Annotated in this window: 27 protein-coding genes; 14 read left to right on the top strand and 13 right to left on the bottom strand. The window is 74.5% G+C overall.

Annotation, left to right across the window (positions count from 1 at the left end; translation table 11 throughout):
• Positions 1-23: 23 nt before the first annotated feature.
• The 3 genes from A6A27_RS09585 to A6A27_RS09575 all read left to right on the top strand — a co-directional run bounded on the left by A6A27_RS09585 (position 24) and on the right by A6A27_RS09575 (position 2,045).
• The gene (locus A6A27_RS09585) at positions 24-497 is read left to right on the top strand and encodes an anthrone oxygenase family protein (protein WP_073834192.1); all 474 of its coding nucleotides are present in this window, start codon (positions 24-26) and stop codon (positions 495-497) included.
• A gap of 145 nt (positions 498-642) precedes the next feature.
• Positions 643-918, top strand: coding sequence for a hypothetical protein (locus A6A27_RS09580; RefSeq protein ID WP_241825188.1), 276 nt, complete (start codon positions 643-645; stop codon positions 916-918).
• Between the two features lie 44 nt (positions 919-962).
• Positions 963-2,045, top strand: coding sequence for an NAD-dependent epimerase/dehydratase family protein (locus A6A27_RS09575; RefSeq protein ID WP_073834190.1), 1,083 nt, complete (start codon positions 963-965; stop codon positions 2,043-2,045).
• 102 nt (positions 2,046-2,147) lie between these two features.
• Here A6A27_RS09575 and A6A27_RS09570 read toward each other — a convergent pair whose 3' ends face one another.
• From A6A27_RS09570 to A6A27_RS09555, 4 genes are all read right to left on the bottom strand, one after another.
• The gene (locus A6A27_RS09570; RefSeq protein ID WP_073834233.1) at positions 2,148-2,897 is read right to left on the bottom strand and encodes a ZIP family metal transporter; all 750 of its coding nucleotides are present in this window, start codon (positions 2,895-2,897) and stop codon (positions 2,148-2,150) included.
• Between the two features lie 39 nt (positions 2,898-2,936).
• Entirely contained in the window at positions 2,937-4,136 is a 1,200-nt protein-coding gene (locus A6A27_RS09565) for a GNAT family N-acetyltransferase (RefSeq protein ID WP_073834189.1), read from the bottom strand.
• Positions 4,137-4,185: 49 nt separating this feature from the next.
• The gene (locus A6A27_RS09560; RefSeq protein ID WP_073834188.1) at positions 4,186-4,905 is read right to left on the bottom strand and encodes a PP2C family protein-serine/threonine phosphatase; all 720 of its coding nucleotides are present in this window, start codon (positions 4,903-4,905) and stop codon (positions 4,186-4,188) included.
• A 104-nt stretch (positions 4,906-5,009) separates the two neighbouring features.
• Positions 5,010-5,558, bottom strand: a complete 549-nt coding sequence (locus A6A27_RS09555; RefSeq protein ID WP_073834187.1) for a helix-turn-helix domain-containing protein — start codon at positions 5,556-5,558, stop codon at positions 5,010-5,012.
• 70 nt (positions 5,559-5,628) lie between these two features.
• Here A6A27_RS09555 and A6A27_RS09550 point away from each other — a divergent pair, with 70 nt between their 5' ends.
• Entirely contained in the window at positions 5,629-6,849 is a 1,221-nt protein-coding gene (locus A6A27_RS09550; RefSeq protein ID WP_073834186.1) for a benzoate/H(+) symporter BenE family transporter, read from the top strand.
• Positions 6,850-6,856: 7 nt separating this feature from the next.
• On the opposite strand, the gene A6A27_RS09545 is transcribed toward A6A27_RS09550, so the two are convergent.
• From A6A27_RS09545 to A6A27_RS09530, 4 genes are all read right to left on the bottom strand, one after another.
• Positions 6,857-7,216 (bottom strand): hypothetical protein, encoded by a 360-nt coding sequence (locus A6A27_RS09545; RefSeq protein ID WP_073834185.1) that lies wholly within the window; start codon positions 7,214-7,216, stop codon positions 6,857-6,859.
• 30 nt (positions 7,217-7,246) lie between these two features.
• Positions 7,247-7,495 (bottom strand): hypothetical protein, encoded by a 249-nt coding sequence (locus A6A27_RS09540; RefSeq protein ID WP_073834232.1) that lies wholly within the window; start codon positions 7,493-7,495, stop codon positions 7,247-7,249.
• Between the two features lie 80 nt (positions 7,496-7,575).
• A complete protein-coding gene (mscL, locus tag A6A27_RS09535; protein ID WP_073834231.1) occupies positions 7,576-8,046 on the bottom strand; it encodes a large conductance mechanosensitive channel protein MscL in 471 nt (156 codons plus the stop codon).
• A gap of 41 nt (positions 8,047-8,087) precedes the next feature.
• Positions 8,088-8,771 carry a FadR/GntR family transcriptional regulator gene (locus A6A27_RS09530; protein WP_073834184.1) on the bottom strand — a complete coding sequence of 228 codons (684 nt, stop codon included), beginning with the start codon at positions 8,769-8,771 and terminating at the stop codon, positions 8,088-8,090.
• 109 nt (positions 8,772-8,880) lie between these two features.
• On the opposite strand from A6A27_RS09530, the gene A6A27_RS09525 reads away from it, so the two are divergent.
• Positions 8,881-10,128, top strand: coding sequence for an MFS transporter (locus A6A27_RS09525; RefSeq protein WP_443189959.1), 1,248 nt, complete (start codon positions 8,881-8,883; stop codon positions 10,126-10,128).
• 10 nt (positions 10,129-10,138) lie between these two features.
• On the opposite strand, the gene A6A27_RS09520 is transcribed toward A6A27_RS09525, so the two are convergent.
• Complete coding sequence (locus tag A6A27_RS09520) at positions 10,139-10,495, bottom strand: STAS domain-containing protein (RefSeq protein WP_073834183.1); 357 nt, start codon at positions 10,493-10,495, stop codon at positions 10,139-10,141.
• 220 nt (positions 10,496-10,715) lie between these two features.
• Between A6A27_RS09520 and A6A27_RS09515 the strand changes: the two genes are divergently transcribed.
• Positions 10,716-11,894, top strand: a complete 1,179-nt coding sequence (locus A6A27_RS09515; RefSeq protein ID WP_241825193.1) for a PP2C family protein-serine/threonine phosphatase — start codon at positions 10,716-10,718, stop codon at positions 11,892-11,894.
• A 29-nt stretch (positions 11,895-11,923) separates the two neighbouring features.
• Here the strand turns inward: A6A27_RS09515 and A6A27_RS09510 are convergent, their stop codons facing one another.
• On the bottom strand, positions 11,924-12,733 hold the full coding sequence (locus tag A6A27_RS09510) for a helix-turn-helix domain-containing protein (RefSeq protein WP_073834182.1): 810 nt from the start codon (positions 12,731-12,733) through the stop codon (positions 11,924-11,926).
• Between the two features lie 31 nt (positions 12,734-12,764).
• Between A6A27_RS09510 and A6A27_RS09505 the strand changes: the two genes are divergently transcribed.
• The 6 genes from A6A27_RS09505 (at position 12,765) to A6A27_RS09480 (ending at position 18,804) form a co-directional block, all read left to right on the top strand.
• On the top strand, positions 12,765-13,331 hold the full coding sequence (locus tag A6A27_RS09505) for a TIGR03086 family metal-binding protein (protein ID WP_073834181.1): 567 nt from the start codon (positions 12,765-12,767) through the stop codon (positions 13,329-13,331).
• Between the two features lie 75 nt (positions 13,332-13,406).
• Positions 13,407-13,943: a PadR family transcriptional regulator gene (locus tag A6A27_RS09500; RefSeq protein ID WP_073834180.1), complete on the top strand. Its 537-nt coding sequence runs from the start codon at positions 13,407-13,409 to the stop codon at positions 13,941-13,943.
• Positions 13,940-14,641, top strand: a complete 702-nt coding sequence (locus A6A27_RS09495) for an ABC transporter ATP-binding protein (protein ID WP_073834179.1) — start codon at positions 13,940-13,942, stop codon at positions 14,639-14,641. Before A6A27_RS09500 ends, A6A27_RS09495 begins: the two co-directional genes overlap by 4 nt.
• Complete coding sequence (locus A6A27_RS09490; RefSeq protein ID WP_073834178.1) at positions 14,638-16,152, top strand: FtsX-like permease family protein; 1,515 nt, start codon at positions 14,638-14,640, stop codon at positions 16,150-16,152. Before A6A27_RS09495 ends, A6A27_RS09490 begins: the two co-directional genes overlap by 4 nt.
• 49 nt (positions 16,153-16,201) lie before the next feature.
• Positions 16,202-16,684, top strand: coding sequence for a hypothetical protein (locus A6A27_RS09485; RefSeq protein ID WP_143193955.1), 483 nt, complete (start codon positions 16,202-16,204; stop codon positions 16,682-16,684).
• A 2-nt stretch (positions 16,685-16,686) separates the two neighbouring features.
• Positions 16,687-18,804 (top strand): bifunctional polysaccharide deacetylase/glycosyltransferase family 2 protein, encoded by a 2,118-nt coding sequence (locus tag A6A27_RS09480; RefSeq protein WP_073834176.1) that lies wholly within the window; start codon positions 16,687-16,689, stop codon positions 18,802-18,804.
• Between the two features lie 65 nt (positions 18,805-18,869).
• On the opposite strand, the gene A6A27_RS09475 is transcribed toward A6A27_RS09480, so the two are convergent.
• The gene (locus A6A27_RS09475; RefSeq protein WP_073834175.1) at positions 18,870-19,049 is read right to left on the bottom strand and encodes a hypothetical protein; all 180 of its coding nucleotides are present in this window, start codon (positions 19,047-19,049) and stop codon (positions 18,870-18,872) included.
• A gap of 51 nt (positions 19,050-19,100) precedes the next feature.
• Here A6A27_RS09475 and A6A27_RS09470 point away from each other — a divergent pair, with 51 nt between their 5' ends.
• Positions 19,101-20,054: a threonine ammonia-lyase gene (locus A6A27_RS09470; protein ID WP_073834174.1), complete on the top strand. Its 954-nt coding sequence runs from the start codon at positions 19,101-19,103 to the stop codon at positions 20,052-20,054.
• A 98-nt stretch (positions 20,055-20,152) separates the two neighbouring features.
• Here the strand turns inward: A6A27_RS09470 and A6A27_RS09465 are convergent, their stop codons facing one another.
• Complete coding sequence (locus tag A6A27_RS09465) at positions 20,153-22,243, bottom strand: S9 family peptidase (RefSeq protein ID WP_073834173.1); 2,091 nt, start codon at positions 22,241-22,243, stop codon at positions 20,153-20,155.
• A gap of 99 nt (positions 22,244-22,342) precedes the next feature.
• On the opposite strand from A6A27_RS09465, the gene A6A27_RS09460 reads away from it, so the two are divergent.
• Complete coding sequence (locus tag A6A27_RS09460) at positions 22,343-23,815, top strand: FAD-binding oxidoreductase (RefSeq protein WP_241825187.1); 1,473 nt, start codon at positions 22,343-22,345, stop codon at positions 23,813-23,815.
• Positions 23,816-23,912: 97 nt separating this feature from the next.
• On the opposite strand, the gene A6A27_RS09455 is transcribed toward A6A27_RS09460, so the two are convergent.
• Positions 23,913-25,979: a SpoIIE family protein phosphatase gene (locus A6A27_RS09455; RefSeq protein ID WP_073834171.1), complete on the bottom strand. Its 2,067-nt coding sequence runs from the start codon at positions 25,977-25,979 to the stop codon at positions 23,913-23,915.
• Positions 25,980-26,030 lie beyond the last annotated feature (51 nt).

The following is a 26,030-nucleotide window of genomic DNA, read 5'->3' as shown; positions in this document are numbered from 1 at the left end:
GGTTCTCCGCTTGGCTTACCGGCATGACGATCGTGCGTACGGGAGTGCTGGTCGCGGCGACCCTGCTGACCGGGCTGATGGCCGGGTTGTTCTTCGCCTACTCGTGCTCGGTGATGCCGGGGCTGGCCGCGACGGACGACCGGAGCTTCGTACAGACCATGCGGTGGATCAACCGGCGGATCCTGAACGGGTGGTTCCTCACCGCCTTCCTCGGGTCGATGGTGCTGCTCGTGGCGGCGGTCGCGCTGCACTTCAGGAACGGGCCGGTGCTGGCCTGGACGGGCGCGGCCCTGGTCCTCTACGGCGCCACGCTGGTGATCACCATGCGGTGGAACGTGCCGCTGAACGACCAGCTCGACCGGGCCGGCCCGGCCGACGACCCGGCGGAGGTCCGCGGGCGCTTCGAGGCACCGTGGGTGCGGTGGAACCTGGCGAGGACGATCACCTCCGTCGTGGCGTTCGGCTGCCTGATCGGGGCCCTGGTGGGCAGCGACTGAGCACGGCGGCGGATCGGCGACGTGGCGGTGTCCTGCCGGCGGTTCACCGCCGGATCGCCGACCTGGCGTCGCACCGGTCTTGCCGAGCATGGCAGCGGCCCCGTGGGGAATCGGGTGCGGCATGAGGTTGAGCAGCAGGCCCGCGGTGGCCGCGTCGAGAGAGGTGGCGGGGGCCGACGGGGTACGCCGGCCCGGTGGTGAGGTGCACGCCTGGCTGCCCGGGCAGAACCAGACGGTCTGCGGGCTGCCGCTGAGCCGTACCCGGCTGCGTCGCTTCCCGCACGTGCCGTTCGACTACTCGTCCACCGACGTGCTCACCGATGCCGACCCGGAGGGGTACGTCTGCCCGCGCTGCCTGGCCGCCGCCCAGGGCCGCCGGCGGCAGGAGCGGAGCTGGGTACGGCACGCGCCACGGCCCTGACCGGTCCGCGGTTGGGACCCGCCGCAGCGGGTACGGCAGGCGACATGCGCATCGTGATCGTGGGGGCCACCGGCAACGTGGGGACCGCGCTGCTGCGCCGGTTGCGGCGGGAGTCCGGGACGGAACTGGTCGGCGTGGCGCGCCGGCTGCCGGGGCTGGACCCGGGGGAGCCGTACGACCGGGTGGCGTGGCACTCCTGCGACGTCGGCGACCCGGGGGCGGTCGAGCGGCTGGCCGCGATCTTCGCCGGGGCGCGGGCGGTGGTGCACCTGGCCTGGCAGATCCAGCCCAGCCACGACCGGCGCACCCTGTACCGGACCAACGTCGGCGGCAGCCGGGCGGTGATCGACGCGGCCGTCCGGGCCAACGTCCCCGCCCTGGTGTACGCCTCGTCCGTCGGCACGTACGCGGCCGGCCCGAAGGACCAACCGGTCAGCGAGCGCTGGCCGGCGACCGGGGTGCCCGAGTCGTCATACAGCCGGCACAAGGCCGAGGTGGAGGCGCTCCTTGATGAGGCCGAGCGGGAGCACCCGGAGCTGCGGGTGGTCCGGCTGCGGCCTGGGCTGACCTTTCAGCGGGACGCCGGCACCGAGATCACCCGCTATTTTCTCGGCCCGCTGGCCCCGGTGCGGCTGCTGCGGTACGGCCGCATCCCGCTCGTACCCACGAACCGCCGCCTTCGGCTCCAGGCGGTGCACGCCGACGACGTGGCTGACGCGTACGCGAAGGCGGTCCTGGGTGACGCGCGCGGCGCCTTCAACGTGGCCGCGGACCCGGTGCTGACCCCGGAACTGGTGGCCCGGCACTTCCACGGCTGGACGCTGCCGGTGGCCGCGCCGGTGCTGCGGGCGGCGGCGGCGCTGACCTGGCAGGCGCGGCTGCAACCGGTCGACGCGGGCTGGGTGGACCTGGCGTTGAACGTGCCGCTGATGTCCAGCGAGCGCGCCGAGACCGAGCTGGGCTGGGCCCCGCAAATCGACTCGGTCACCGCGCTGCGGGAACTCTTCACCGGCATGGCAGACCGCGCCGGCACCCACTCGCCGCCCCTGTCGACCGTCCCCACCCTCCCCGGTCGCCCCGCCGCCCTGCTCCACTCCCGCCTCCCCGGCCACCCCAACCCCTACTGACCACCCACCCCACCCCAACCCACGTCGGAGTGGATCTTCCAGGCGACCCAAACCTCTTGACCACCGGAGTTCAAGCCGCAGGGGGCGGGGTGCGGGGGCGGGTCAGGTGTGGGAGAGGGCGAAGGCGACCAGGAAGCCGAGGACGGTGATCAGGCCGACCAGCAGGTGGGCGTCCTCGAACGCCTCGGGGACCATGGTGTCGGTGATCATCGCGAGGATGGCGCCCGCCGCCAGCGCCGTGATGGCGGCCAGCACCTCGGGCGGCGCACCGCCGAGCAACGCGTACCCGGCCAGCGCCGCCACGCCGCTGACCAGGGCGATCGCCGCCCAGAGCAGGAAGACGTAGCGCCGGGTGCGGCCGGCCCGGCGCATGCCGGCGGCGCTGGACAGGCCCTCCGGCACGTTGCTCAGGAAGACCGCGATCACCGTGACCAGGCTGACCGGGCCGCCGGCGAGCAGGCTGGCGCCGATCACCACCGACTCCGGTACGCCGTCCAGCAGCGCGCCGACCGCGATCGCCGTACCGGAGCCCGGCTGCTCCTGCTCGGAGGGCTGCTCCTCGCCGGAGCGCTTGCGGTGTTGGGCCCCGCGCCGGGCCAGCAGCACGTTCGCCCCGGTGTACGCGAGCGCCCCGCCCACCGCCCCGATCACGGTCGGGGTCAGGCCGCCCCGCTCGTGCGCATCGGCGATCAGCTCGAACGAGACGGCGGAGAGCAGCACACCCGCGCCGAACGCCATGACGGAGGCGATGACCCGGCGGGGCACCCGCGCGAAGTATCCGGCGACCGCCCCGATCAGGAGGGCGGACCCGGCCAGCAGGCCCCAGAAACCCGCTTCCAGCCACTGCGGCACGGGCAGCACCCTACGCCCGAGCGGGGGACGAGAACCAGCTCAGAAGTCGGCGAAGAGGTACGGCAGTTGGCGCGGGAAGATGCGGCGGAGCTCGGTGGCCGCGTCCACCGGCACCACGCCGAGCCCCCGGATGGCGACCTCGGCCGGGTCGAGCACGCCGTACGCCAGGGCGCTGAGCCCGGCGGCGGTGAGCGTCGCGGTGGGGACGGTGCCGACGGCGGCGGCGTCCCCGGGCAGCACCTCCAGCCGCCCGGTGGCGCCGTCAAGCAGGTGCGTGCCGGCCAGCCAGCGGTCGCCGACCAGCTCCACGGTGACCCGGCCGGTCCCGGCCGGCAGGCCGGCGAGTGCGTCCAGGCTCAGCAGCCGGGCCATCGGGGCCGGCGACCCCGGCCGGGACACCCGCGCCTCGACGTGTACCGCCAGGTCGGTGAGCCACAGTTCGGGCAACTCGTCGGCGGGCAGGTGGACGCGGACCCGGTCCACCTGGTCGACGTGGCGGGCGAAGAACTGGAGCAGCGACGCCCGGGCGTACGGGTCGCCGGCGAGCAGGTCGTCGGCGATCAGCTCGCCGCCGTGGTCGTCGATGCGGTAGGTGACCGCGCCGACCGTCTCGCCGTCGCGGACGACGGTGAGCAGCCAGCGGTCGTCCCGGTCGCGCAGCCCGACCGCGCGGAAGTCGGGGAAGACGGCGAACCCGTGCCGCTCCAGCAGGCACCGCTCGGTGAACGCGCGCCACGCCGGGTAGCCGGCGCCGATCCGCTCCCAGACCACCTCGCCGGGCAGCTCGGCCCGGAGTAGCGGGGCCAGGTCGGCCGGGGAGAAGACTGCGGTACGCCGGGCGGGCAGCCCGACGTATCCGAAACGCTCGTAGAACGAGGCACGGAACGGGTAGAGCGCGGTCAGCGAGTGCTCCTCGGCGCGCATCTCGTCGAGGAGTTGGTGCAGCAGCGCCCGGACGTGGCCGCGCCGGCGGGCCAGCGGGTGGGTCGCCACCCCGGCCACGCCGGCCATCGGCAGGACGCGTCCGCGCAGGTTCTGCCGCATCGGCACCCCCGAGACGGCGGCCATGGTGCCGCCGTCCTCCTCGACGACCAGCGTCCGGTTGCCCGCGTTGTACGGCAGGTACTCCCGGAACTGCTCGACCCGGCCCGGCCCCATCGGCGACGCCTCGAACGCGTACGCCTGGAGCGGGAAGCTGTGGGTGAGACGTTCCTCGGCGGTCAACCGGCGGATGATCATTCGTCCATCCCAACCCGGCCCGGCGGTCGGCGCAACCCGATTGCCGGGGTCAGACCGCGGTGACGTCGGAGACGATGACGGTGACGTTGTCCGGCGCGCCGGCCTGGTGGGCGAGCTTCACCAACTGTTCGCCGCACTGCTGCCGGTCGCCGTACGTGGCCAGCGCCGAGGCGATCGCGGCGTCCTCCACGTAGTCGGAGAGGCCGTCGCTGCAGAGCAGCAGCCGGTCGCCGGGTGCGACGGTGAGCATTCCGATGGCGGGCGGCGCGTCCGAGCCCTGCACGGCGCGGGTGACCAGGGAGCGCTGCGGGTGGTGCCGGGCCTGGTCTGGGGAGAGCGCACCCTGGTCGACCAGCGCCTGGACGAAGGTGTCGTCCCGGGTGAGCTGGGCCAGCGCGGTGTCCCGCAGCAGATAGCAGCGGGAGTCGCCGACCTGGGCGAGGACCAGGGTGTCGCCCGCGAGCAGGCCGGCGGTCAGCGTCGTACCCATGCCGTCGCGGGCCGGGTCCACCGTGATGGCGGCCCGGATGCGCTGGTTGGCGGTGCTGACCACGGCGCGCAACGCGTCGGCGGCCTCGTCGGGGACGGTCGGCGGGGTCAGCTCGTCCAGGATCCGGATGACGATCTCGCTGGCCACCTCGCCGGCGGGCAGTCCGCCCATGCCGTCCGCGACCGCCAGCAGGCGGTCACCAGCGAGGGCGGAGTCCTCGTTGTTGGTCCGGACGAGGCCGACGTCGTTGAGGATGGCCGAGCGGAGGATGAGCGTCATGGGGTCAAGCTTGCCAAGAAGACCCCACCGGCGTCTCTACGCTACCGGTGGGTATGCCGGAGAAAGATTCCCCGGTGACCGGTCGGCAGCATTGTCCACAGTGGTCATCGGCGAGGGTAGCGCAGCAGCAGGCTCGCCTGTACCTCCTCGTCGCCGACTGCGGCGTAGCTGTGCGGGACGTCGGAGGTCCAGCGCAGGTGTTCGCCTGTCGCGGCGGTCAGCGGGGCGTCCAGCGGCCCGGCCCGCAGCATGCCGGCGAAGACGGTGATGTGTTCGGTCACCCCGGGCTGGTGCGCGGGGGAGAGTTGGCCCGGGCCGGGGGCGACCCGCATCCGGTAGAGCTCGTAGGTCGCGTCGGTGTCGGTGAACACCTCCAGCAGGGTGGCGGTGACCGCCGCACCGGTGACGGTGGGGGTCGCCGCGGGCTCGGAGAGGACGGCGGTGAGCGGTACGGCGAGTTGCGCGGTGATCGCGTACAGGGTCTCCAGGGTCGGGTTGCGGGTGCCGTTCTCCAGGCCGGAGAGGGTGGCCTTCCCGACGCCGGCCAGCCGGGCCAGCGTGGAGAGGGACATGCCCCGCTCCTCGCGCAGGGCACGGACCCGGCGGCCGACCGTCTCGGGTGCCGGGTCCCGGGCTGGTGGGGCTGCTGCCATGCGGCTATGGTGCTACATCGAGTCGTTCCGTAAACGGAACGGTGGACGGTCCGACGGTCGGGAGGATGACGTGGCCGGTCGACTCCAACCGGTGCTGGCCGGTGTGGTGACCGCGCTGGTCGGGTTCGCCAGCTCCTTCACGGTCGTGCTGGCCGGGCTGCGGGCGGTCGGCGCGGACCAGGCGCAGGCCGCCTCCGGCCTGCTCGCGCTCTGCCTCGCCACCGGCGCCTGCGCGGTCTGGCTGGGCCTGCGGCACCGGCTGCCCCTGGCGATCGCCTGGTCCACCCCGGGCGCGGCGCTCCTGGTGGCCACCGGTCCGGTGCCCGGCGGGTGGCCGGCCGCGGTCGGCGCGTTCCTGCTCACCGGCCTGCTGATCACCGCCGCCGGACTGGTCCCGGCGCTCGGCCGGGCGGTCGCCGCGATCCCCGCCCCGGTCGCCAGCGCCATGCTCGCCGGGGTGCTCCTGCCGCTCTGCACCGCGCCCGTGCGGGCCCTGGTCGAGGTGCCCGAGCTGGCCGGGCCGGTGGTGCTCACCTGGCTGGTGCTGCACCGCTTCGCCCGCCGCTGGGCGGTGCCGGGCGCGCTGGCCGTGGCGGCCGTGGCGATCGCGCTGACCGCGTCCGGGCCGGCCCGACCGCACCTCGCCCCGGCCGTCGCGCTGACCGCGCCGGCCTGGACCGTGCCCGCCGTGGTCGGCCTCGCGCTGCCGCTGTTCCTGGTCACCATGGCCGCGCAGAATGTGCCCGGGACGGCTGTCCTCGCCGGCTACGGCTACCGCGCCCCGCTGGGCTCCGCGCTCCGGGTGACCGGGCTCGCCACCGCGCTCGGCGCGCCGGCCGGCGGGCACGCGGTGAACCTGGCGGCAATCACCGCCGCCCTGGCCGCCGGCCCCGACGCCCATCCCGACCCGGAGCGGCGCTGGATCGCCTCGGTCACCGCCGGGATCGGCATGGCGCTGCTCGGTCTCGGTGCCGGGGTGGCGACCGCCCTGGTGCTGCTCTCCCCGCCGATCCTGGTCGAGGCGGTGGCCGGGCTCGCGCTGCTCGGCGCGCTGGCCGGCGCGGTCTCGGCGGCCGTCGCCGAGCCGGACGCCCGCGAGGCGGCGGTGGTCACCTTCGTGGTCACCGCCTCCGGGGTGAGCCTGCTCGGTGTGGGCGGTGCGTTCTGGGGCCTGGTCGCCGGCTGGCTGATGCTCCTGCTGTTCCGCCGCCGCCGGGCCGCCGACCGGCCGACACCGCCCGCGGCGGATCGGTCCGCCGCCGAGCCCGTCACCTCGTCCCGGGCCGGCTGATCAGGCGTCACTCCTCCGCGGGCAACTCGGTGGCCGGTACGTCGAGGCGTACGCCGTCGTCGGTGACGGCCATGATCCGGTCGGCCAGCACGTAGACCGCGCCGGTCCGGGCCCGTTCGGTGGAGACCTTGAGATATCCGGTACGTAGCAGTCGGGCGGCCAGGTCGGCGGGGACGTCCGGCTCCTCGACCGCCGCCGACTCGATCAGCTCGTCCAGGCTGCCGCCCGGGTCGACCCCGGCGGGCGCCTGCACCGTCACCGCGTTCGGGTCGCCGCGCTGGACGAGATCCACGGTGCCGACCTCGGCGCCGGTCGAGTCGACCACCCGCATGCCGGTGGTGACCCGGGAAATGACCTGCTGACTCATGCCGTCAGCGGTTCCCGGGCCGGCCCGGCGCTAAACGGGCGGGGCCCAGCCGCTCGGCGGGCGGGGCGAGAGCTCGCGCCAGGTGTCCGTCCCCTCCAGCAGCGCCCGGACCGTCTCCTCCGCCTCCTCCACGCTGCCGTACTCGTAGAACTGGGAGACCCCCTCGGCGCCGCCGGCGCGCTGCTCGACGTGCCAGCGGTCGCCGTCGACCCGGAGGAAGACGTCCCGCCGGGCCAGCCGTCCCCATTTCCCGTTCCACCAGTGCCTGCGCTGCTCCATGACGCGGACTCTATCGAACATGTGTTCGACACACGTCGGCCCCCGTGGGATTCCCACGAGGGCCGGTGTGCTCGGGTGGGTCAGCGCGCGGTGGGCGGCTCCGGCCGGCGACCCAGCACGTCGTCCAGCGCGCCCCGCTGGGCCGGCGTGGCGTGGTTGCCGGCGAGCAGCGCGTCCCGGATCTCGGTGAGCAGCTTGATCTCCTCGCTCGGTGCCTTCGGCGGCGGCTCCTCGCCACGCCGCCGCCGCTCGGCGAGCTTGTTCATCGGGAAGACCACGAGGAAGTAGAGCGCCGCCGCGGTGAGCAGGAAGGTGATCACCGCGTTGAGGAAGGCCACCCAGTCGAACGGGATGCCGCGGAAGTTCGGGGTCGAGCCGGTGATCCCGTTCTTGCTGCCGGTGAGCAGTGCGATGGCGACCCGCACCAGCGGTTCCAGGAACGACTTGGTGAGCTGGGTGACCACGCCGGTGAACGCGGCGCCGATGACGACACCGACCGCCAGGTCGACGACGTTGCCACGCATGATGAAGTCTTTGAAGCCCTTGAGCATCCGCACTCCCGTGCTGTCCGGTTTCGGGGGTCCGGGACAACCTATGCCCTGGGCTGCGCCTCCAGAAAAGCACCGGCCTCGAGCGCGGCCCGGGTCGGATCGCCGTCCCGGATCGCGTCGACCAGGCGACCGTGGTCGACGTACCGCTCGGGCTCCAGTGCGTCGCCCATGGCCTGGGCGACCGTGCTGCGCAGCGCGGCGCCGACCGAGGCGTACAGCTCGGCCAGCATGGCGTTGTGCGCGGCGGCCACCACCGCGGTGTGCAGTGCGGCGTCCGCCTCGACGAACTCGTCCACCCGGCCGGAGCGCCACGCGGCCTCCCGGGTGGCGAGCGCGCCGTCGAGCGCCGCCAGGTCCTCGGGGGTACGCCGCAGTGCGGCGAGCCGGGCGGCTTCCACCTCGAAGGCGCGGCGGACCTCGATCACCTCGGTCATCCGGTCGTCGGTGAGCCGGCGGGCGACCACCGGGGCCAGCTCGTCGGTCGACACGACGTACGTGCCGGAGCCCTGGCGGCACTCCAGCACCCCGGCGTGCACCAGCGCCCGGACCGCCTCGCGGACGGTGTTCCGCCCCACGCCCAGCGCGGCCACGAGCTGCGGCTCGGTCGGGATCCGGCCGCCCACCGGCCACTCGCCGCCGAGGATGCGGGCCCGGAGCTGCTCGATGGTCTGGCGGACCCGGTGGCCGCGTGGGGGCAGGGCGACGGCGTCGACGGGGGGTGTCACCGGTAACAACTCCTGCCGAAATTCATCCCATGATTGTAGGTTGGAGGTCATGACGCCGCCACCCACCTGCACCGAGGCACCGGCCGCCGACCAGATCACCGCCGACGTGATGCCCGGTCCGGCGCCGGCGGCGGCCCCGCCCGCAGTGGCCCCGCCGGCGGCCCGGCGGGCGGCCGGCGGCGGCGCGCTGGTGCTGGTCGGCATGCTGCTGGTCGCGCTCAACCTGCGCGCCGCGGTGACCAGCCTGGGTGCCCTGCTGGACGAGGTGCGCGGCGGCCTCGGCCTCTCCGGCACGATGGCCGGCTTCGTGACCACCCTGCCCACCATCGCGTTCGCCGGGCTCGGCGCGCTCACCCCGTGGCTGGTCCGCCGCTGGCCGGCCGCCCGGGTGCTGGTGGTGGCGATGCTCGCGCTCACCGTCGGGCAGGTGCTCCGGGTGGTCACCGACTCGGCGGCGGTCTTCGTGCTCACCAGCGCGCTCGCCCTGGCCGGCATCGCGGTGGCGAACATCCTGCTGCCGATGCTGGTCAAGCAGCACTTCGCGCACCGCACCGGGCTGGTCACCGGGGCGTACACGATGGCCCTGACCACGGGCACGACGGTGGCCGCGGCCTCGGCGGTGCCGGTGGCGCACGCCTTCGGGTCGTGGCGGGCCGGGCTCGGCGTCTGGGCCGGGCTGGCCGCGGTGGCCGTACTCCCGTGGGTGCCGCTGGCGCGGCGCGCCCGCGCCGCGCGGCGGACGGCGACCCGGGACGCGGCCGTCGCGACCTCGGCCGGGGTGCGACCGGCGCGGACCCGGCTCGGCTGGGCCATGGCGGTCTATTTCGGGGCGCAGTCGCTCAGCGGGTACGCGATCATGGGCTGGCTGGCCCAGCTCTTCCGGGACGCCGGCTACGCGCCGGGGACGGCCGGCCTGCTGCTCGCCGGGGTGACCGCGCTCGGCGTGCCGGTGGCGCTGGCGATGCCGGCCCTCGCCGGCCGGCTGCCGACGCTGCGGCCCCTGGTGCTCGGGCTGACCGCCTTCTCGGCGGCCTCCTACCTCGGTCTGGCCGTCGCCCCGCACGGCCTCGCGCCGCTCTGGGTGCTGCTGCTCGCCCTCGGCCAGGGCGCGTTCCCGCTGATCCTGACCACCATCGGGCTGCGCGCCCGGACCGCCGAGGGCACCGTGGCGCTGTCCGCCTTCGCGCAGAGCACCGGATACGTCATCGCCGCGCTGGGTCCGCTGCTGGTCGGCATCCTCTACGAGGCGACCGGAGGCTGGACCGCGCCGATCGGTTTCCTGCTGGTCGCGCTCGCGGTGCAGACCGCGGCGGGCCTGGTGATCGCCCGCCCCCGCTACATCGAGGACGAGCGCTGAGGCGGGACGGTCAGGAGGAGGCCGGCGTCGGGTCGCCCGCGACCGCCTGCTCCACCGTCGGGTAGGTGTGCAGCACCTCGACCAGGCCGCTGACCTCGAGGATGCGGAGCACCCCGCGTTGCGGGGCGGCCAGCCGGACCACGCCGCCGGCCTCGTCGCAGCTGTTCTTCGCCCGCACGAACACGGACAGCCCGGTCGAGTCGCAGAACGACAGCTCAGCCAGGTCGAAGACGAGCCGGTTGCGCCCCTTGTCCAGCAGGTCCGTGATCTGGTCCTGCAGCTGCGGTGCCGTCGCCATGTCCAGCTCGCCCGCGACCGACACGACGACCACGTCGCCGCGCTGTTCCGTGTGCACCGTCAGGGACATACGCAGACCTCCTGTGTTCGGTGGAACGGTATCCCACGAGAAGGGGGATACGCAGAACGGGAGCCGGCATCGTGCTGTCGATCATTCCTTTGCTGCGTGACAAGTAGCCCGCATATTCCGGTGATAGAGTCCGCCCGTCCAGAAATCAGGAGGTCGTCGTGGCGTTGAGCGCGATCATCCTCCCTTCGGCCGGAGCGTGACGGTGGACGGCGGCGCGGCCATGGTCCGCTACCACGAGGCCCGGCAGCGGGCCGAGTTGCTCGCCGAGCGGCTGGTCGCGCTGGCCGACACGACTGTGCAGATGCATGCCGCGCCGAACTTCGGCCGGCTGCTGGCGGCGGCCGCGGCCGGTGCGGCGCGGATCTTCAAGAGTCCGGCGGCGGTGATTGCCGAGACCTTCGACGGCGACGGCCTGGCCGGGGTGGCCGCCGCGCCGGACGCCGCCGGGGTCCTCGTCCCGTGGACCATCGACAGCGCCGGGGTGCCGATCGGCACCACCGTCCGGATCGACGAGCCGGGCAACTGGGGGTTGGTGGGCTGGCCGACCGGCGACACCGTCACGGTCGCCGCCGCCCGGCTACGCGAGGACCGGGCTCCGCTCTACGTGGTGGTGCCGACCGCCACGCAGACCGTCCGTACGCCGGTGCTGGTGCAGCTCGCCCAGGCCGTCGCCTCGGCGGTGGAGGCCCAGCGCTCCTTCGACCAGGAGCACCGGATCGCGGTGACCCTCCAGCGCAGCCTGCTGCCCCGCCGGCTGCCCGAGATCGCCGGCCTGGACCTGGCCGTCCGCTACGAGCCGGCGAGCGCCCACACCGAGGTGGGCGGCGACTTCTACGAGCTGGTGATGCTCGACGGCCACCTGCTGATGGCGATCGGCGACGTGGCCGGGCACTCGCTGCACGCCGCGACCGTGATGGCCGAGCTGCGGCACGCGGTGCGGGCGTACGCGGTCGAGGGACACCCGCCGGGAGTGATCCTGGACCGGGTCAACGAGCTGATGCGCATCCTGCTGCCGAACGAGCTGGCCACGCTCTGCCTGCTGCTGCTGGACCCGGGCAGCGGGCTGGTCCGGCTGGCCAGCGCGGGGCACCTGCCGGCCCTGATCAGCACCGGCGGCCGGGTGGAGTTCGTGCAGCAGTCCGCCCCGCTGCTCGGGGTTCGCGCGCCCCGCCCGCCGGACCTGGAGTTCGTGCTGCCGGCCGGCGCGACGCTGGTCCTCTACACCGACGGCCTGATCGAGCGCCGGGACACCACCATCGACGAGGGGATGGCGGCGCTGGCCGCCGTCGCCACCCGGGTGGACGACGACCTCGACCAGTTCTGCCAGCGGCTGCTGGTCGAGCTGGCGCCGCCGGAGATCCACGACGACGTCGCGGTGGTCGCCGTCCGTCGCTGCTGACTACGGTCCGTCCGCGGCACGCCCGGCCGTCACCCACCGCGGGACGCGGCCAGCGAGCGGGCGTACGCCGCGGGGGAGACACCGGTGACCGCGCTGAACTCGCGGACCAGATGGGCCTGGTCGGCGTACCCGAGGTCGGCGGCGACCCGCGCCCAGTCCAGCGGCCCGGCGGCGGCCTGTTCGATCGCCTCCTGGAGCCGGTACCGCCGGATCACCCACTTCGGGCCGACGCCGACGTGGTCGAGGAAGAGCCGTTGCAGCCGGCGGGTCGAGACACCGTACCGCCGGGCGAAGTCGTCCACCCGCAGGATCCGCCGGTCGGCGCGGATCTCCTCGACCAGCGCGGTGGCCTCGGCGGCGAGCGGGTCCGGCGCGGGTGCCCAGGCGGTGAGCAGCGCGTCCAGCCGGCGGCACCGCTCGTCGTCCGGGCCGGCGCAGTGTTCACCCTCGACCGGCAGCCCGACCTGGGTGAGCGGCCGGCGCCGGCCGGTCAGCTCACGGACCGGCCGCCGCCAGAAGGGCCGGAAGCCGCCCGGGCGGAACTGGATCCCGCTGGCCCGGCCGGTGCCGTGCAGCGTGACGGTGAACAGTTCGAGGCCGACCCCGGCGACCTCGCCGGTCTCCGGGCCGCCGGCCTGGGCCTGGAACACCACGTTGACCGCCGGGTGCGGCACCACCCGCTGCCGATGCGGCTCGGTCAGCGCCCAGTCGACCAGCCAGTAGTGCTCGACGTACGGGCGCAGCGCGGGCGCGGGCAGCCGGCGCCGGAAGCGGACCGTCCGCAGCAGCCGGCCGGGGTCGAGGATGCCCCGACTGTCCTGTCGCGGTTCGTGTCGCATTTTTTCAAGACCACCCCCATACGCTGGCCCTATGACCACGAAGACTAGTGAGCTGCTGGCCGCCGCCGCGCCCCGGACGGTGACGGTGGTCCAGGGCATCTCCGACGACCAGCTCGACCTGCCCACCCCGTGCCCCGACTTCGCCGTGCGCGACCTGATCAACCACCTGTACGACGTGGTGGTCAACTTCCAGGCGCTGGCCCGGCGGCAGGAGGTGGACTGGTCGGCGAAGGCGGACCACCTGACCAAGGGGTGGCGGGATCGGTTCGCGGCGGAGACCGAACGGCTGATCGAGGCGTGGTCGGACCCGGCGGCGCTGGAGGGTGTCTCGCCAGGGATGGGGCTGCCGCAGGAGACGGTCGGCGACATGGCCCTGATCGACCTCGCGGTGCACGGTTGGGACCTGGCCCGGGCGACCGGTCAGCGGCTCGAGGTCGAGCCGGCTGTGCTGGCGGCGGGGCACGGCTTCATGGACCGGATGGGTGAGACCGGCCAGCAGATGGGCGCGTTCGGTGAGCCGGTGCCGGCCACGTCGGAGGCCACTGCGCTGGACCAGTTGCTCGGCCGGACCGGCCGGAATCCCGCCTGGACCGCCTGACGCCACGGCCCGCCCGGCACCGCGCCGCGCGGGCCGTCCTTGACACCGCTATTCGCTGAGTGAATAGTTAAGCAGGTGTCCACCCCGCACGTTCTGCTCGGGCTGCTCGCTGGGGGCGCCCGGCACGGGTACGAGCTGAAGCGCGCGCACGACGAGCGGCTGCCCCGGGCCCGGCCGCTCGCCTTCGGGCAGGTCTACGCCACCCTCGCCCGGCTGCAGCGGGACGGCCTGGTGGTCCCCGCCGGCCAGGAGCGCGACGGCGGCCCGGACCGCACCTCGTACGCGCTCACCCCGGAGGGCCGGGACGCGCTCGACCGGTGGCTCGCCACCGTCGAGCCGCCGATGCCGTACGTGGCCAGCACCCTCTTCGCCAAGGTGATGGTCGCCCTGCTGGTCGACGACGCCGACCGGGCCCGGTCCTACCTGATCGCCCAGCGCCGGGCGCACACCGAGCGGCTCCGCGAGCTGACCGCGGTGAAGACCGCCCCCTCGGCCAGCCTCGACGAGGTGATCGCGGCCGACTTCGCCATCGCCCATCTCGACGCCGACCTGCGGTGGCTGCACACCACCCTGGAACGCGTCGCCGACTGGCACCGGGAGGTGCACTCGTGACATGTCTGGAGGCCCGCGGGCTGGTCAAGGCGTACGGCAGGACGCCCGCCCTGCGCGGCGCGACGCTCGACGTGGCGGAGGGGGAGATCCTCGCGGTCACCGGGCCGAGCGGCTGCGGCAAGTCGACGTTGCTGCACTGCCTCGCCGGCATCCTGCGCCCCGATGCCGGTCAGGTCACCTGGCGGGGGGAACGGATCGACCTGTGGTCGGAGGCGGTCCGGTCCCGGCTGCGCCGCACCGAGTTCGGGGTGCTCTTCCAATTCGGTCAGCTCGTCGCCGAGCTGACCGCGGCGGAGAACGTCGCCCTTCCGCTGCTTCTCGCCGGCACGGGGCGGCGAGAAGCGCGGACGGCGGCGTTGACCTGGCTGGATCGGCTCGGCGTGGCCGAGGTGGCCGACGTCCGGCCGGGCGAGATGTCCGGCGGGCAGCAGCAGCGCTGCGCCACCGCCCGGGCCCTGGTCACCGAGCCTCGGGTGCTCTTCGCCGACGAGCCGACCGGTGCCCTGGACACGCTCACCGGCGAGCAGGTGCTCACCCAGCTGGTCCGGCTCGCCCGCGAGCAGCACACCACCGTCGTGCTGGTCACCCATGAGCCGCGGATCGCCGCGTACGCCGACCGCGAGGTGATGCTGCGCGACGGGCTGGTCGACCAGTCGGGCCTGGGACTCGACGCGCCCCTACCGGGCGGCCACCGGTGAGGCCCCACACCCTGTTCCGGCTCGCCCTGGCCGGCACCCGGACCGACCTGGCCCGGGTCGCGCTGACCGCGCTGAGCGCCGCGCTGGCCACCCTCGCCGGTCTGGCCGCGCTGACCGTGCTGGCCATCCGCAAGCCGCCCGGTGACGCGTGGACCCAGTCGGAGCAGTACAGCAACGCCCTGCTGCGGGAGCCGGGGCTGCGCGGCGGCACCGCGTTCGCCCTGCTGCTGCTGACCGTCCCGGTGCTGGCGCTGGCCGGGCAGTGCGCCCGGCTCGGCGCCCCGGCCCGGGACCGCCGGCTTGCCGCGCTCCGGCTGGCCGGCGCCACGCCCGGGCAGGTCACGTGGATCGCGTTGGCGGAGACGGGGTTGGCCAGCCTGCTCGGCACGCTGGCCGGCCTCGTCGGCTACCTGGTCGGTCACCAGCTGCTGCACCGCCCGGACACGCTCGGGCGATTGCCGCTGCCCACTGACGTCTACCCAGCACCGCCGGCGGTCGTCGCGGTGGTGGTCGGGCTGCCGTTGGTGGCGGCCCTGGTCAGCGCGTTGCTGATGCGTCGGGTGACCACCACCCCGTTCGGTGTGGTCCGCCGGGTCCGGACCCGGGCACCGTGGCCGTGGCCCGGTGTGCTGATCATCGTCGGGTTGGCCGCGTTCGCCGCCTTCCAGCCGGTGGCGGCCTGGTACGAGCGGCGGAACGACCAGCCACCACCCTGGCTGCTGCCGACACTGCTGACCGGCGGCGCCCTCCTCGCGATGGTCGGGGTGGTCACCGGCACCGGCTGGATCTCCCACACGGTCGGCCGGATGCTGCACCGGCGCGCCCGCCGCCCAGCCGCGCTGCTCGCCGCGCGCCGGCTGATGGCCGACCCGTGGGCGGGCAGCCGCACGTTCGCCGCGCTGCTGGCGGCGCTCATCTTCGGCGGGGGTGCCGCCGGCTTCCGCGCCGAACTCCTGACGACCATGGAGTTGAATCGGCGGACCGGTGCCGGGCTGGGCGGATCGGACGACTTCTACCTGCGGACGATGGACCTGGTCGACATGGCCGTGGCGGTGGCGGTGGCCATCGCGGCCGGTGGGCTGCTCGTTGCGGTCGTGGAGGGCATCACCTCGCGCCGGCGGGCGTACGCGGCGCTGGTGGCGACCGGGGTGCCCCGGGGCACCATCGGCCGCGCCCTGCTCTGGCAGTCCCTCGCCCCGGCCGTGCCGGCGGTCGGCATCGCGCTGGCTGTCGGGTACCTGCTGGTCCGGGGGGTGTTCCGGCCGCCGAGCGCGGGCGGCTACACCCAGCAGGTCTGCGACGCCGGCGAGCAACTCTGCAACGACCCGGCCACCCAGGCGCAGTACACCCGGACCGAGTGGGTGCCCCACGTGACCGTCGTGCCCGACGTACCGCTGGAGCAGTTGGCCTGGCTCGGGGTCGGTGCCCTGGCCGCGGTGCTGGCCATGGTCGGGGTCGGCCTGCTCTTCCTGCGCGCCAGCACCAACCTGGAGGAACTGCGAACCACCTGATGTGACGCGGTGACCAGCGCGAACGCTGTTGGCACCGGGAGGCCTGCCGATGGCCTTCCCGGAGCCGGGCCGCAGCGGCCAGCGGAGAGCGCGACAGCGGGAGACCACCAGCATGCACAACCAGCCCGGCAGACCGGCACCGGTGTTCGTCGACCGGACCGGCCGCCGCCGGCGGCTGACCATGGTCGCGGGCACGGCGATGGGCCTCGGCCTGCTCACCAGCCTCGGTCTGATCTTCGCCGGCCTCTTCGTCGACTCCTCCGTGCCACTGCCCGGGTGGTCGGAGACGAAGGTCGGGCCGCCGCTCGAGGTCGGCGTGGACGCCCCGCCCCCGACCGGGCAGACCAGGCCGCGCCCTCGTCCCGAGCCGGTGACCAGCATCACCCCGCCCGTGTCCTCGCCCACCGCCACCCAGCCGACCGGCGCCGCCCGGGCCGCGACTCCGGCCCCCCGCCGCTCCGGCAGCGTGCCGGGTCAGGGTGACGAGCGGCGCAACAGCGCCAAGCCGAGCAAGAGCCCGGGCAAGCCCTGACCATGGCACGACACGTGGCCCGCCGCGACCCCCGGGCACACTGGTTGCTGCTCCTGCTGGGGCTGGTCGCCCTCCTTGCGGCGCTCAGCTTCAACGGCCTGGTCACCAACGTCCGCGGCGGCTCGGGCCCCGCCCAGACGCCCACCGCACCGGCACCGAAACAGGTCAGCGCTGCTGGACCCGTGCTGCGGCTGGACGGCCCCACGCCGGTCACTCGGCGGCTCGCGCCGCGCACCCTGGCGCTGACCTTCGACGACGGGCCGGACCCGCGGTGGACGCCGCAGGTGCTCGACGTGCTGCGCCGGCACCACGCCCGCGCCACCTTCTTCGTGGTCGGCGCCCGGGTGAATGAGCACCCCGAACTGGTCCGGCGGATCCTGGCCGAGGGGCACGAGATCGGCTCGCACACCTTCACCCACGCGGACGTGGGCAACATGCCCGGCTGGCGGGCCAAGGCCGAACTCGCCTGGACGCGGAACGCGATCGCCGGCGCCACCGGCCGCGAAGTGACCCTGTTCCGGCCGCCCTTCTCGTCGACCCCCGCGGCGCTGACCCGGCCGCTGTACGACGCGCTACGCGACGCCGCCGGCAGCGGGCACGTGGCGGTGCTCGCCGACCGGGACGCCAGGGACTGGGAGCGCCCCGGTGTCCCGGCCATCGTCCGGGCGGCCACGCCGCAGGGCGGTGCCGGGGCCGCGGTGCTCATGCACGACGGCGGCGGCGACCGCAGCCAGACCGTGGCCGCCCTCGATCAGTTGCTGCCCCGCCTGGCCCAGGCGGGATACCGGTTCACCACCGTGTCGGAGGGGATCGGGGCTCCCGCGTCGATGCTCCCGGCCGGCGCCGGTGCCCGGCTGAGCGGGATCGCGGTGCGCTGGGCGCAGACCGGGGCCGGCTGGCTGGCCTCCGCCATGAACCTGCTGCTCGGCGTGGCGCTGGTGCTCGGGGTGGCGCGGCTCGGCGTGCAGGTGGTCTGCGCCCAACTGCACGTACGCCGGGTCCGCCGGCCCCGGCGTCGCCGGCCCGTGGTGGGCGCGCCGGTCTCGGTGATCGTGCCGGCGTACAACGAGGCCGCGAACATCGCCGCCACTGTGCGGTCGCTGGTCGCCAGCGCGTACCCGACGCTGGAGGTGATCGTGGTGGACGACGGCTCCAGCGACGGTACCGCCGAGATCGTCGAGCGGATGCGGCTACGCGGGGTACGCGTCATCCGGCAGGCGAACGCCGGCAAGCCGGCCGCGCTGAACACCGGCATCCGGGCCGCACGCGCCGACCTGCTGGTGCTGGTCGACGGGGACACCGTCTTCCAGCCGGACACCCTCCACCGGCTGGTCCAAGGCTTCGCGGACCCCCGCGTCGGCGCGATCAGCGGCAATACCAAGGTGGCCAACCGGCGCCGGCTCCTCGGCCGCTGGCAGCACCTGGAGTACGTGATCGGGTTCAACCTGGACCGCCGGATGTACGACGTGCTCGAGTGCATGCCGACCATCCCCGGCGCGATCGGGGCGTTCCGTCGCGAGGTGCTGCTCGCCGTCGGCGGCGTCCCCGCCGACACCCTTGCCGAGGACACCGACCTGACTATGAAGGTGCTCCGGGCCGGCTGGCGGGTGGTGTACGAGGAGCGCGCGATCGCCTGGACCGAGGCGCCGTCGTCGCTGCGCCAGCTCTGGCGGCAGCGGTACCGCTGGTGCTACGGCACCCTGCAGGCGATGTGGAAACACCGGCACGCGCTGGGCGAGCCGGGGGCGGGCGGGAAACTGGGCCGGCGGGGTCTGCCGTACCTGACCGTGTTTCAGGTCGTGCTGCCGTTGGCCGCTCCGGCGGTCGATGTCTTCGCCCTGTACGGACTGCTCTTCCTGCCCTGGTCGAAGCTCGTGCTGGCCTGGGTCGGGCTGCTCCTGCTCCAGGGCTTCACCGCCGCGTACGCGCTGCGCCTGGACCGGGAGCGGTTCGGGCCCCTGTGGGCGCTGCCGTTCCAGCAGCTCGTTTACCGGCAGGTGATGTACCTGGTGGTGGTGCAGTCGGTGGTGACCGCGGTGATCGGCAACCGGCTGCGCTGGCAGCGGATGGCGCGTACCGGGGAGGCGGCTGCCCTGGCCCCGCCGGCCCCGGTCCGTTGAGCGGTTGCTGGGCGGCCCCGCCGCCGTGACGCCGTGTGCCTGCGACGCGGCGAACGTGGTGGGCGTCAGCGGGTGGTGAGCAGGCCGGCGGACCAGGCGACGACCAGGCCGATCACCGCCGAGCAGCAGCAGACCAGCAGGGCGGCGGCCACCACCGCGAGGATCACCCAGGTCGGCCCGCGCCGGGCCGCCCGCGCCGGGGGTGCCTCCGTCCCGGTCGGCTCCTCCTCGGCGGTCCCGCTCATCCTGGCAGTCTAGGGGCGGCGAGGTTCGCGGCGGCGGGGCAGGATGGGCCGATGGAGCTGATCTCGATCGAGGACGTCCGGGCCGCTGCCGACGACATCGCCGGAACGGTCGTGCGTACCCCACTGCTGCCAGCACCGTGGGACGACGAAGTCTGGCTCAAGCCGGAGAGCCTGCAACCGGTGGGGTCGTTCAAGCTGCGCGGCGCGACCCACGCGGTGGCCCGGCTCGACCCGGCCGCCCGGTCCCGGGGCGTGGTCACCCACTCGTCCGGCAACCACGGGCAGGCCCTCGCGTACGCGGCACGGGCGTTCGGGGTCCGGTGCTCGGTGGTCGTCCCCGAGGGAGCGCCGCAGGTCAAGGTGGACCAGATCCGGGCGCTCGGCGCCGAAGTGCGGTTCGTCCCACGGGCCCGCCGGCTGCCGGAGGCGGAGCGGATCGCCGCCCACACCGGGGCCACGCTGGTGCCGCCCTTCGACGACCGGCGGATCATCGCCGGACAGGGCACCATCGGGCTGGAGGTCGTGGCGGACCTGCCCGACGTCGACGTGGTGCTGGTGCCGGTCGGCGGGGGCGGGCTCTCCTCGGGGGTCGCCACCGCGGTGAAGGCGCTGCGCCCGTCGGCCACCGTCGTCGGGGTGGAACCGCTGCTCGCGGCGGACGCCCAGGAGTCGCTCGCCGCCGGTGAGCTGGTGGTCTGGGACGTCGAGCGGACCTACCGGACCAGCGCGGACGGGCTGCGCACCAACCTCTCCGAGCTGACCCTCGCCCACCTGCGGGAACGCCTCGACGGCATCATCACGGTGACCGAGGAGGAGATCGCCGCGACGATGGGCCGGCTGGCCCGGGAGGCCCGGCTGGTGGTGGAGCCGAGCGGAGCCGTGGCGGTCGCCGCCCGCCTCTTCCACGCCGACGCGCTGCCGTCCGGCCGGACCGCTGCCGTACTCACTGGCGGCAACGTCGATCCGGCGGTCCTGGCGTCGGTGCTCACCGCGCCCGCCCCCTGAGGCCCTCGCGCGCTTTCCCGGAAGGAGTGGCTACCGGAGTTGAAATAGGCACTCTTTCCGGGAAAGCGGGCCAAGGGGGCGGCGGGTCAGCGGCGGGATCAGGCGCGGCCCAGCCGGTCGAGGATCCAGGCGTTGATGAACGCCTCCTCGCGCCAGGCGTCGTAGCGACCGCTCGGGCCGCCGTGGCCGGCACCCATCTCGGTCTTGAGCAGGTAGTCGCCCTCCGGGGCGACCGCCCGCAGCCGGGCGATCCACTTGGCCGGCTCGTGGTAGAGCACCCGGGTGTCGTTCAGGCTGGTCACCGCGAGGATGGCCGGGTAGGTGACCGGGGCCACGTTCTCGTACGGGGTGTACGACTTCATGTACGCGTACACCTCGGGGTCGTCGAGCGGGTTGCCCCACTCCTCCCACTCGGTGACGGTGAGCGGCAGCGACGGGTCGAGGATCGAGGTGAGCGCGTCCACGAAGGGCACCTGCGCGACGATCCCGGTGAACGCGTCCGGCGCGAGGTTGGCCACGGCGCCCATCAGCAGACCGCCGGCCGACGCGCCCCGGGCCACCAGGCGGTCGGTGGCCGTCCAGCCGGCCTTGACCAGGTGCCGGGCGCAGGCCACGAAGTCGGTGAAGGTGTTCTTCTTGGCGAGCAGCTTGCCCTCGTCGTACCAGCGCCGGCCGAGTTCGCCGCCGCCGCGGATGTGCGCCACGGCGAAGATGACGCCCCGGTCGAGCAGGCTGAGCCGGGCGATGGAGAACCACGGGTCCATGCTCGCCTCGTACGAGCCGTAGCCGTAGATGAGGCAGGGGGCGGAGCCGTCGTGTGGGGTGTCCTTCCGGCAGACCAGCGAGATCGGCACCCGGGTGCCGTCGTCGGCCAGCGCCCAGTCCCGGTGCTGCTCGTAGTCGGCCGGGTCGTACGCCCGCCCGTCCGGCCCGGGGCGGACCGGCTTCTGCTTGCGCAGCACCATCTGCCGGGTGACCAGGTCGTAGTCGTAGACCGAGTCCGGGGTGACCAGCGAGGTGTAGCGCAGCCGCAGCTCGCGGGTGCGGTACTCCGGGTTGGCGTCCAGCCCGACGCTGTAGATCGGCTCCGGGAAGTCGATGTCGTACGGGTCGCCGCCGCCGACCGGCAGCACCCGCAGCCCGGTCAGCCCGTTGCTGCGCAGCGAGACGACCAGGTGGTTCTCGAACGCGTCGACGGACTCCAGCCGGGTGCCCGGCGAGTGTTCGATCAACGGGGTCCAGTCGCCGGGCGTGTCCGCCGAGGTGAACGCGAGGGCGAAGTCCTCCGCGCCGTCGTTGTGCAGGATCAGGAACCGGTGCCCGTGGTGCTCCACCGAGTACTCGACGCCCTGCCGGCGCGGGGCGATGACGGCGGGCTCACCGGTCGGGTTGGCCGCCGGGACGACCCGTACCTCGCTGGTGATCTTGCTGTGGATGTCGATCATCACGAACCGCTCGGAGCGGGTCAGCTCGACGCCCACCCAGAACCGCTCGTCGTCCTCCTGGTGGACGACCACGTCCTCGCTCGACGGGGTGCCGACGGCGTGCCGCCAGACCCGGTTCGGCCGCCAGGCGTCGTCCACCGTGACGTAGAAGAGCGTCGAGGCGTCGCTCGACCAGGCGGTGCCGTAGAAGGTGTCCGCGATCTCGTCGGGCAGCACCTCGCCGGTGCTCAAGTCCTTGATCCGCAGGGTGAACCGCTCGTCGCCGGCGAAGTCCGCCGAGTATGCGAGCCAGCGCCCGTCCGGGCTGACATCGAACACGCCGAGGGCGAAGAAGTCGTGCCCCTCGGCGAGCAGGTTGCCGTCGAGCAGCACCTCCTCGCCGTCCAGCGGAGCGCCGTCGGCGCTGATCGGGGGCGCGGTCTCGCCGTCCCGGACGGCCCGGCGGCAGTGCACGCCGTACTGCTGGCTCTCGACCGTGCGGGTGTAGTACCAGTACCCGTCCTTGCGGGTGGGCACCGACAGGTCGGTCTCCTGGGTGCGCCGGCGGGTCTCCTCGAACAGTTGGGACCGCAGCTCCGCCAGGTGCGTGGTGCGGTCCTCGGTGTACGCGTTCTCCGCGGTCAGGTAGGCGATCGTCGCCGGGTCGTCCTTGGCCGCCAGCCAGGCGTACTCGTCGACGACAGTGTCGCCGTGGTGGGTGCGCTCGCTCGGCACGCGCTTGGCGACGGGGGTCTCGGTGGTCACGGCGTCACGTTACCGGCCGGCCGCCCGGCTCCGGGCCTGCGCTCGGTCGGATCCGGCAACTTGCCGCCGAGTCTTTCGAACATGTGTACGATGACCGCCATGGCGGCTGCAGCGAGTTCCACCCATCGTCCCGGAGCCCTCGACATCACCCGGCGCCTGGCCGAGATCTGCGGCCCGCCGTTCGCCCGGTTCGCCGGCCCGGCAGACGAGGTGGCCGGGCGGACGGCCCGCTGGGTGGCGGTGCCGGGCGGCCCGCACGCCGCCGCCGAGGTGTTGCGGCTGGCCGCCGCGCACGATCTGACGGTGGTGCCGCGCGGCGCCGGCACGAAGATCGACTGGGGTGCCGCCCCGGCGCAGGTCGACATCATGCTGGACACCGGCCGGCTCGCCGGGGTCTGGCACGAACCGCAGGGCTCCGGGGTGGCCGAGATCGGCGCCGGCACCCCGCTCCGGGCGGTCCAGGCCACCCTGGACCGCACCGGCCAGCGCCTCCCGGTCGACGCGCCCTCCCCGGGGGCGACCCTGGGCGGGGTGCTCGCCGCCGACGAGGCCGGCCCGCTCCGGCTCCGGCACGGCAGCCCGTGCGCCCAACTCGTCGGGGTGCGCTACCTGGACGCCGACGGCGAACTCGTCAGCGTCGGCGAATCCGGGACGGCGTCGCTGGGCCGGGCGGCACCGACGGCTCGCGACCGGGCGGGCGGCTCGGCGGCGCCCGCCGGCGGGCCGGGCGGCGGTGCCGCGGCGATCTTCGGCACGGGCGACCTGCCGGGGCTGGACGTGGCCCGGCTGCTCTGCGGCTCGCAGGGTGGCCTGGGCGTGCTGGTCTCGGCCACCCTGCGGGTGCAGGCCGCGCCGGCCAGCCGGGTCTGGGTGTCCCGGCCGGTCTGGACCCCGCTGGAGGTGCACGACCTGGTCCGGGCGGTGCTCGCCGCGCGGCTCGACCCGGCGGCCGTCGAGCTGGACCTGCCCGTACCGGTGCCGCTGCCGCGCCGGCGGGTCTCCCCGTCGCACCCGTCGGTCGCCGGGCGACCCGACCACCCGGCGCTGACCGGGCGAGCCACCCGGCCGGCCGCCGTAGGCAGCCTGGTGGTACTGCTGGAGGGTGGCCCGGCGGACGTCGCGGAGCGGGCCAAGCGGCTCACCGCGGTGCTGGGCGGCGATGCGGTCGTCAGCCACGCGGCGCCGGAGTGGTGGGGGCGCTACCCCTTCGCCCCCGGCGACACCGCGCTGCAGATCGAGGTGCCCATCAACGACCTGCACGCGGCGGTCTACGCGCTGCGCGACGCGGCCGGCAGCCCGGTGCCGGTCCGGGGCTCCGCCGGGGTCGGCACGGTGCACGCCGCGCTGCCCGGCTCGCTGGCCCCCGACCGGGTGGCCTCGATCCTCGCGGCCGTCCGTGGGGTGCTTCTCGCCCGGCGGGGCCGCTGCGTGGTGGTGTCCGCCCCGGCCCCGGTCCGCCGCGCCGTCGATCTGTGGGGTGAGCTGCCCACCCTGCCCCGCCTCCGCACGGCGAAGGCGCACCTCGACCCCCACCACCGCCTGGCCCCCGGCCGCCTCCCCGGCGGTCTCTGACCCCCGGCCCCGCTCTCGTTGATCAAGGAGTTTGCGTCCGGATCCGGCGGCCCGCGCCGGACGCAAACCTCTTGGTCAACGCCGCCAGGGGCGGCGGTCAGAGGGTGTCGTTGCGGAGGACGAGGATGGCGATGTCGTCGCGGGGGGCCTCCACGGAGAAGCCGATCGCCGTGGCGCGCAGCCGGGCCGCGACCACGTCGGCGGAGTAGCCGGCCAGCGGGGCTGCCGACTCGCGCAGCCGTTCGGTGCCGAACAGCTCCCGGCCGCGCCGGCGCTCGGTGACCCCGTCGGTGTAGAAGATCAGCGCGTCACCCCGGCCGAGGGTGATCTCGGCCGTCGGGGTGGTGATCGAGTCGAGCAGCCCGAGCGCCGTACCGCCGGTGCCGACGAAAGCCGCCCCACCGCCACCGGGCAGCAGTACCGGGCGGTCGTGCCCGGCCAGGTGCAGGGACACGTCGAGCTGGCCGCCCTCACCCGGCCCGACCGCCGCCAGCGCCAGCGTGCAGTACCGGCCGCTGCCGCGCTCCACCAGCGTCTCGTTGAGTCGTCCCAGCACCTCCGGCAGCGGCTTGCCGTCGCCGACCAGCACCCGGATCACGTCCCGGACCAGACCGGTCACCGCCGCCGCCTGCACGCCCTTGCCGGAGACGTCCCCGATGACCACCAGCCACCGGCCGTCCTGCAGCGGGACCACGTCGTAGAAGTCGCCGCCGACGTCGGCATCGTCGCCGGTCGGGACGTACTCGGCGGCGAAGCCGATGCCCTCGACGACCGGGAGCACCGGCGGCAGCAGCGACTGCTGGAGGGTCTGGGCCACCCGTCGGCGCTCGGCGTGGATGCGGGCGTTCTCGATGGCGAGGGCGGCCCGGCGGGCCACGTCCTCCAGCACCGAGACCTCGTCCGGGTCGTGCCGATGCCGCTGGTGGCGGCCAACGGCCAGGGTGCCGAGCCGTTGCCCGCGGGCGATCAGCGGTACGGCGAATCCCTCCATCGGCCCGCTGAGCGGCACCTGCGCGGCGCTCCGGGTCGCCTCCCGCAGCCGGGCCTGGATCGAGTCCGGTCCGGTCTCCTCGAGCACGCGGTGCAGCTGCGGCAGCACCGACTCGTCGGCGTGGCTGCACGCGGCGAGCCGCAGCCGCCCCCACTCGTCGGTGGTGTGCACCGCGCACCACTGGCCGAGCCGCGGCACCACCAGCTGCGGGATGAGCGCCATGGTCAGCTCGACGTCGAGGGACTGGGCGAGCAGCTCGCTCGCCTCGGCGAGGAAGGTCAGCCAGGCCGACCGGCGGACGTCCGCCCGGCGCAGCCGGTCGTTCTCCAGGTGTAGCGAGAGCCGTTCGGCGGCCAGCACCGCGAGCGGCCGGGCGTACGCCGACGGCGCCGCGTCCAGCTCCAGCTCACCGGCGTACGGCCGGTGCACGGCGAGCGGCACCCGGAGCAGCTCGTTGCCCGCCCGGGGCTGCCGGCCGTACCGGGCGAGCACCTGGGTGCCCTGCCCGTCGCCCCGGTCCAGCCGGACCACGCCGCCGGCCGCGCCCACCATCTCGGCGAGCCGGGCCAGCAGCCCGTTGGCGAACTCCGGCAGCGGGTCGTCCGCGTACGGGTCGGGGGTGGTCTGCATCAGCTCGCTCATCGCGGCGGCGCTCGGGGCGCTGTCCGTCGCTTCGCCCGAGGTGGCCGCCGTGTAGTGCTCGGCCACGGCCGGTGGCGCGGCGGACGCCACCTCGTGCCGGTCGAGCCGGAACCAGACGCCCTTGCCGGTGGGCAGGTAGGTGGTGCCCCACCGGCTGGCGAAGTGGTCCACCAGCAGCAGGCCGCGCCCGCGCTCGGCCACCTCGGCGATCTCGGTGCTGACGTTGCGTACCCCGACGATCAGTTCCTCGACCGGGCCGGACGCGAAGTCGGTGACCGTGACGGTCAGTCCCCCGTTGTCCGCTTCGACCTCGATGTCGAGTTCGGTGCGCGCGTGCTCGATGGCGTTGGTGGTGAGTTCCGTGGTGAGCAGCAGGGCCTCGTTGAGCAGTTCGTCCAGGTCCGCCTCGCCGAGGACGGACCGGACCAGCGCCCGGGCCGCGGCGGGCGTACGCCGGTCGGCGGGGAGCCGGACACGCCGGACCTGCTCGTCCGCGCCGCCGTCCATCGCGGGCCCCGCCTCCGCTGACACCTTCGTATCCTCCACCGCCGCCGTCCCCGGTGCCAAGCGCCCCCGCCGCGC

Source organism: Micromonospora sp. CB01531 (assembly GCF_001905095.1).
Taxonomy (GTDB): Bacteria; Actinomycetota; Actinomycetes; order Mycobacteriales; family Micromonosporaceae; genus Micromonospora.
Note: the sequence above shows the minus strand (reverse complement) of the source record. Positions and strands in the feature narration are given on the sequence as shown.